General features: G+C 32.3%; 11 protein-coding genes. 1 reads left to right on the top strand and 10 read right to left on the bottom strand.

Translation table 11 applies throughout. The features are described 5' to 3' along the window. Nucleotides 1-56 precede the first annotated feature (56 nt). The 6 genes from QZ659_RS07415 to QZ659_RS07390 form a co-directional block, all read right to left on the bottom strand. Nucleotides 57-308, bottom strand: coding sequence for a hypothetical protein (locus tag QZ659_RS07415; RefSeq protein ID WP_291724253.1), 252 nt, complete (start codon nt 306-308; stop codon nt 57-59). 29 nt (nt 309-337) lie between these two features. Further along, nucleotides 338-589, bottom strand: a complete 252-nt coding sequence (locus QZ659_RS07410) for a hypothetical protein (RefSeq protein WP_291724250.1) — start codon at nt 587-589, stop codon at nt 338-340. 25 nt (nt 590-614) lie between these two features. Beyond that, on the bottom strand, nt 615-773 hold the full coding sequence (locus QZ659_RS07405) for a hypothetical protein (protein WP_291724247.1): 159 nt from the start codon (nt 771-773) through the stop codon (nt 615-617). A 345-nt stretch (nt 774-1118) separates the two neighbouring features. Beyond that, nucleotides 1119-1421: a hypothetical protein gene (locus QZ659_RS07400; protein WP_291724244.1), complete on the bottom strand. Its 303-nt coding sequence runs from the start codon at nt 1419-1421 to the stop codon at nt 1119-1121. Between the two features lie 53 nt (nt 1422-1474). After that, nucleotides 1475-1618 (bottom strand): hypothetical protein, encoded by a 144-nt coding sequence (locus QZ659_RS07395; RefSeq protein WP_291724241.1) that lies wholly within the window; start codon nt 1616-1618, stop codon nt 1475-1477. Next, nucleotides 1599-1862, bottom strand: a complete 264-nt coding sequence (locus QZ659_RS07390) for a hypothetical protein (protein WP_291724238.1) — start codon at nt 1860-1862, stop codon at nt 1599-1601. The genes QZ659_RS07395 and QZ659_RS07390 overlap by 20 nt, the downstream gene beginning before the upstream one ends. A 175-nt stretch (nt 1863-2037) precedes the next feature. Here QZ659_RS07390 and QZ659_RS07385 point away from each other — a divergent pair, with 175 nt between their 5' ends. Then, nucleotides 2038-2505 (top strand): helix-turn-helix domain-containing protein, encoded by a 468-nt coding sequence (locus QZ659_RS07385; RefSeq protein ID WP_291724235.1) that lies wholly within the window; start codon nt 2038-2040, stop codon nt 2503-2505. A 190-nt stretch (nt 2506-2695) separates the two neighbouring features. Here QZ659_RS07385 and QZ659_RS07380 read toward each other — a convergent pair whose 3' ends face one another. The 4 genes from QZ659_RS07380 to QZ659_RS07365 form a co-directional block, all read right to left on the bottom strand. After that, the gene (locus QZ659_RS07380; protein WP_291724232.1) at nt 2696-3619 is read right to left on the bottom strand and encodes a DUF4272 domain-containing protein; all 924 of its coding nucleotides are present in this window, start codon (nt 3617-3619) and stop codon (nt 2696-2698) included. A 96-nt stretch (nt 3620-3715) separates the two neighbouring features. After that, a complete protein-coding gene (locus QZ659_RS07375) occupies nt 3716-4414 on the bottom strand; it encodes a hypothetical protein (protein ID WP_291724229.1) in 699 nt (232 codons plus the stop codon). 53 nt (nt 4415-4467) lie between these two features. Continuing rightward, complete coding sequence (locus QZ659_RS07370) at nt 4468-5154, bottom strand: hypothetical protein (RefSeq protein WP_291724225.1); 687 nt, start codon at nt 5152-5154, stop codon at nt 4468-4470. Between the two features lie 4 nt (nt 5155-5158). Continuing rightward, a complete protein-coding gene (locus QZ659_RS07365) occupies nt 5159-6037 on the bottom strand; it encodes an ATP-binding cassette domain-containing protein (RefSeq protein ID WP_291724222.1) in 879 nt (292 codons plus the stop codon). Nucleotides 6038-6117 lie beyond the last annotated feature (80 nt).

Raw genomic sequence — 6117 nt, 5'->3', positions numbered from 1 at the left:
GAATACCAAAATCACAAATACAAAAACAAGGCTTATGAGTAGCGTATAAATTAGAGTTACCATAGGTCATTTTGTTGCTTTTTGTATTCTACATCTACTGCTGTGTGTAAAAATTCAATGTGTTTTTCATCTTCATATTTTTGGTTCTCAAGATGATAGTTCTTGCGTTCTAGTTCCTTATTTTTTTCTTCTAATTCCTTGCATATCTTTCTCTCTGCTTTAAACATCCTAAAGCCAATACCAATTCCGATTGAAACTCCAACCATATAGTATAAAAGCAATACTAAAAAATTTAAAAAGTCTTCCATACAATCAGTTGTTTTATCGTTCTGAATGCTTAGGGCATTCCTTCTTTAAACATTTCTATCTGAATACCCTTTAGGGCATCTTTTGCAAGACAACAAGCATCTATCAATGTTTGTACTTCTACTTCTGATAGCTTCAAATAAGGTTCTGGTTCTTCTACTTTTCTTGCTTTCCTACACTCAATTTTATGACTTATAAGAACCTTCAAGGCACGATTCATCGTTACTATTTTGGCTTGTCGTTCTTGTATTGTCATTTGGTAGGGCATTCGTTGTGTAGCCATATCGGTAGTGATTTATGCAACTAGATTAGAAAGGACATCGTGCGTCCCACCAGTCGTCGAATTTTTCGCCAAAAGCAGAGTGCATAATGACCTTAAAAGTGAAAATAAGAGTAGCTATTGTTGCTCCAATACCTCCAATCCAACACAAAGCTAAGGTCAAGTAATAGGCGATGTTTTCAAACATAATATAGTTGTGGTTTACTTTTAACTCTCTTGGTTCAGAAGAGAATAGTCCCCACTACTCTCTTCTAATTTACCCAAGAAATATCTAAGTGATATTTGAACTAGGTAGGAGATTCGAACTCCTGTTTCTGGCTGCTTAATTAGGATTTTTCTTGTGTCCCAAATTGAAGGCTGACACCAACGTACTACCACTATACTAACCTAGCTGACGATTTAGCGTAATACTCCTTTCTTACAGAGGACAAAGGAAATCCTCATACTACGTTCAATCGTTTTCCTTAAAGAAGACAAAAACAGTATTGATGCCTTCTAAGACGTTACAAATACTTAATTCAAAAATTCATTTCTAAATTTTGCCTTCTAACTTAGCCTTGTAATATTCATTTTCAATTTTTAGGCGATTGATAAGGTCAGCTTGTAAATCAATTTCAGTTCTGTGTCTTACTCTAGTTTTTTCGTACCTATCAAAGTCGTTATGATACTTTTCTTCAAAATCTTTCAGTTGTTTTTCAAGGTCTGCTACTTTGCGATAAGCAAAACGACTAATATCCAGTTCCTTATTTAGAGATTGAATTTTCTCATGGGATTTTTCAAGGTCTTTTTTTAGTTCCTTTACTTGTTCTTCTTTTTGAGTTGCTGTATAAGTCATAATTTTGAGTTTTTAGTTGGGTTGTGAAATAATTGTTTTTTTGAAAGAGAGGATTATGAGTTTTTTACTTTTAGTCTTTTGTTAGGAATTTCACTCCTAAGTTTTTCATAATGTAAATAGCTCTCCATATCTCCATCTTTTAAAGCCTTCGCCATTTGCTTAGAAAGACTATCGTACTCACATTGAAGCTCGTACATTTTCGCTTTCTGTTCCATTGTCAAGTTGTGGTACTTTTTGTTCATATTTATCTGATAGTTTTTTACTTCGCATAAATTCAAAAAATTCCTCACGGTACTCAACAGCTAGTTGCATAGACCACTCAAAAAAATAAGTCTGACTAGCTATATGCTCCTTTGATAATACACTTGTAAAATCATTTTTTAGGTCTGCATTAACTTTTGCATTGATGGTCGCTATTTTAAAATTTTGAGTTTGTTCCATTGATTAGTAAACTTTTTTCATTACTTATGCGTAACTTTACGTAAATGTCATTATCTATAATGCAAATATGTAAAATATTTTCTTTCAAAACAAAAACATTTCGCTCATATTTGAGCTATTAAATAAAAATATTTTTCAAATAACTGTAAATCAATAAGTTATGATAGGAAAAAAAATGAAAAAAATTATAGAGCAATCAGACTATGGACAATCTGAAATAGCAGGATTACTCAAAATAAGTGTACCTACATTGCGTAGAATATACGGTAGAGATAGTGTAGATTTAGACATCTTACTAAGATTCTGTAAAATTTTCGACTTAAAGCCTTCGTATTTTGCAAAGGAACTGGACGGGTTAGACACTTCCATTACAAAAGAAGTTTCTGATGAAAAAGAAATTAGCTGGAAAGAAAAATATTTTCAATCCCAAAAAGAAGTTTTGTCGCTCAAAAGTGAGCTAAAAGAAGTCAGAGATAGATTAGATAAAATTACAGAAGCTCTAGCTCAAAAATTTCTAGGTGTAGATTTTAGTAATAGTAATTTGGGAAAGGCTAAGGCAAGTAGTTATTATAATGTAGCGACACTATCGGAAGAAAGAGAAATAAAATTATCAGAAGCTCTGACATTTTTATCTCAACTTTAGATAGTATCACTACTTGCCCAAAAAGCATTTTTTGATAAAAGGTTACTATATAGTTTACACTTTATTCAAAAAATGCTTGTTTGCTACAAAAAACAGTGCTTTTTATATCCCACTTTCATTACGGACAGGCACATAGGTGAGGTGTCTGTCCATTTTTTTAACTTACTTTTTTGTTGAAAAAACCTTAATTTTATGTGGAAGTGTCTGTTTCATCCCACTGAGAAATACCAAAACATTTTCTCCACCAGTTCAGTACTTTATGACGCTCAAAACTTACAAATCTATTGATTTTGGTTTCATTTTTTTCTGTACTAAAAAGTAAATCTCTGAAGTAAGCTGTTGCCTTTTCATTTAAGAGAGCCTCCTCGTATATTTCATCAATATCACGATACTTTAGTCCACTCAGAAAATTATTTAATGGTTCTCCTACTTTAGGAAGTATATCAACAAATTTTTCAAGTGTTTTATGGTTATTTTTGCTATCTAGTTTTGGTAATTCTTCAACAATATTTAAAGTCCAACCTAGTGTGAGAGCAGCTTCTATCCTCCAAGATAAATCCATCAGTAACTCTTTTTCATCATATGAGCTAGTAAAAAACGTTTTTTCTTCTGGTGATACTTTTTGCCAAATGTTCTCATTTTTCAACCACGAAACCACAATAATTTTATCTACCCCATCAGTAATACAAAATATAGCATAGAAAATAATCATTCTACAAGCAGCGTCATAGGGTAGTTGAAATTCCTCTTTTGAGTAATCTAAGTCCTCTAGGTATTTAATTCTGTAATTTCGAATACCATATTCTATAAGACGTGATTCTAAACTTTTTTTCTTTACTCTCAGATACGTATTTCCTTGTATTTCAATTTCTTCTAAGTCTTCTTTTGTTTTGTACCAATCTTTATGAGCAGAAATACTTCCACAACCCATACATCTAGTTTCTTCCCACACTCTTTTACATTTTGGACATTTTCCTTTTGTATCAAAAGTATTCCAACTTTTTCCACAAGTACATCTCCAATGGTCTTTTTTATGAGGTTGCCATTCACAAACAGGACATTGAATCGTAATTCCGTCATCAAAATATTTATTCTTTTTTCTCCAAAATAGCATATTACTCCTTTAAAATTTAATTTTTTGATTAAGAATTATATCGTTTTAGGTCATACAAGATAAGAAATTGAAATCAACAATCTAGTTATTAATGGCTTACTTTACCTTCTTCAAGAAAAAAAAATAACCCAAAAGAAAAAATATAAAGTGGCTGATTATAGAAATCAAAATCCATAGGAAATTAGGTTCTTGCATAGCTTTGTATGTCCAGTAAAATGGAAAAATACTAAAGATGTGTTTCCAAGAAGAATCTACCAAGAAAGCCAACACTGGCAATACAGTGAAAAAATTAGTGCCTTTTATAAACGTAATGCCTTCAATTTTGTCATTGGCAAAAGTTACTAGAAAAAGTAAAACTACTACAGCCGTTTGAGAACAAAACAGACTATACAACAACTTCTCCACTAAAGAATAATCATTGATATCTAATGCCACAAAACTCAAAAAAGCAAAGCAAAATGCCCAAAAACCAGCTAAAAGCAGACGATATGATATAAACCAAATCATAGAAAAAGGCATCACACGAATTACAGTAAAGACATTTTCATCTTTTTCATCTAACATCACAAATGAAATGATGTAGCCTCCTAACATTCCAGAAGTAGTCGCCAAAACAGCTAAAGCAAGTCCATAATAATCTGGAAATTGTGGCAAAAGTTTATTGAGAGAAGGCAATCCAGCTTTCAGTCCAAAAATGAGCATAAATGGAAAGAAAAGCATCATAAGAAGTGTCTTGTCTCTCAAGATATTTCTTATGTCATTTTTGAATAAGTGAAGAAATGTGGTGGCTTTCATAGTTTTATTTTTTCCTCGTTGACGGTCTTGACCTCAACGACGGCTGAACTTGGTTAATTTTGAATCAAATAATCATCATAAAATTTTAGAGCAAGGAAGTAAAACCCTATCGTACTAAGTGGCAGATAAACCAGTACGTAAATCCATTGCCAAAGTAGAATCGGCTCAAAAGCAGCTTCAAATAAAAGTAAACAGGCTTGGAATGGAAAAATATAGAGTAACAATGAATCTGTAAACTCAAAAAAATTGAGTAGAGGCAGCATCAAAGGCGAAATTAGAAAAGGAAATGTAAAAATATATTGATTGACTGTCTGGATGCGAGAAACCCCAATAAAACCAATCAGTAAAAACTGTGTAGAAGAAAGCAAAACAGCCACAGACAACACCAAAAGATTGAAATCTTTTTGACTAGTAAATGCCATTATAAGACTTGCTACAAGTGCAATTCCTGTCAGCGAGATAATTTTGGCAAATAAATATTCTGATTTTTTGATGGGGGTAACTACCACAGCTTCAATCGTTTTTGAACCTTTTTCAAACAAAATCAAAACACCGATAAACAAAAAACCAAGCATTGTAGGGTCTGTACTGATAAGCAAAATGATAAATTTCGTTGGTAGCTCACCAAAATAGGTAAAAGCCAAACTATAAATCAGCGTAATTACAGCTACAATCGTAATAATGTGTTGGCGAGCTTGTAAGGTAAGTTCCCAAAGGGTTAGTTTTAATATCTTCTTCATAATCTTAAATCAATTTTTTTCCTGTTACTTCAATAAAAATATCTTCTAATGTAGCTTCCTGTGAGTGTATAGACTGAATGTAGTTCTGATTAATTAGCTTTAAAAAGTCTTCATTTTGTCCTAAGTTTTCCAAATCAAATAACTTACTTTCTCGCCTTTCTTGATGAGAATATTCTATTTTGAGGGTACGTTTTCCGTATTTTTCCTTTAAGTTTTTAGGAGAATCTATCAAAGGAATTTTTCCATCTACCATAAATGCCACTCTATCACAGAGCTGTTCGGCGTCGTTCATATGATGAGTGGTTAGGATAATGGTTTTTCCTTCTTTTTGAAGATTACGGATAATGTCTTTAATAATTTTTCCATTGGCTGGGTCTAGTCCAGAAGTTGGCTCATCTAAAAACAAAATTTCTGGATTATGGATAAGCGCACGCACAAAATTCAGTCTCATTTTCATTCCCTTCGAAAAGTCTTGTACTTTCTTTTTAGCATCTTTTGCTAGCCCAACGCTTTCCAAAAGTTGCATCAGTTTTTCATTTAGGTTTTTCTTTTCTAGCTCATAAAAAGAAGCGAAAAACTGTAAATTTTCTAATGCAGAGAGTTTAGAATAGTGATTGGGAAGCTCAAAGCCTACTCCAATTTTATTATAAAAATCATTTTTCCACTCTCGTAATTCTTTTTCAGAAGTTCCATTTTTCACGAAAACTTCTCCTTCATAATTTTTTAAGAGCTTAGTCAAGATTTTTTGAGTTGTACTTTTTCCTGCACCACTTGGTCCAAGAAAACCAAAAATTTCGCCGTCCTTTACCTCAAAACTAACTTCCTTTACCGTCGGAGTTTCAGTTTTTGGATAAGAATAAATAAGATTTTGAACGCTAATCATAATTTGTGTAAATTTAAAAACCGAACGGTTGGTAGGTTAATATATACAGTAATCTGTAGGGTAAAGTCTTGCCTTTAACG

It is taken from the genome of Bernardetia sp. (assembly GCF_020630935.1).
Lineage (GTDB): Bacteria > Bacteroidota > Bacteroidia > Cytophagales > Bernardetiaceae > Bernardetia.
This window is presented reverse-complemented; position numbering and strand designations above follow the sequence as displayed.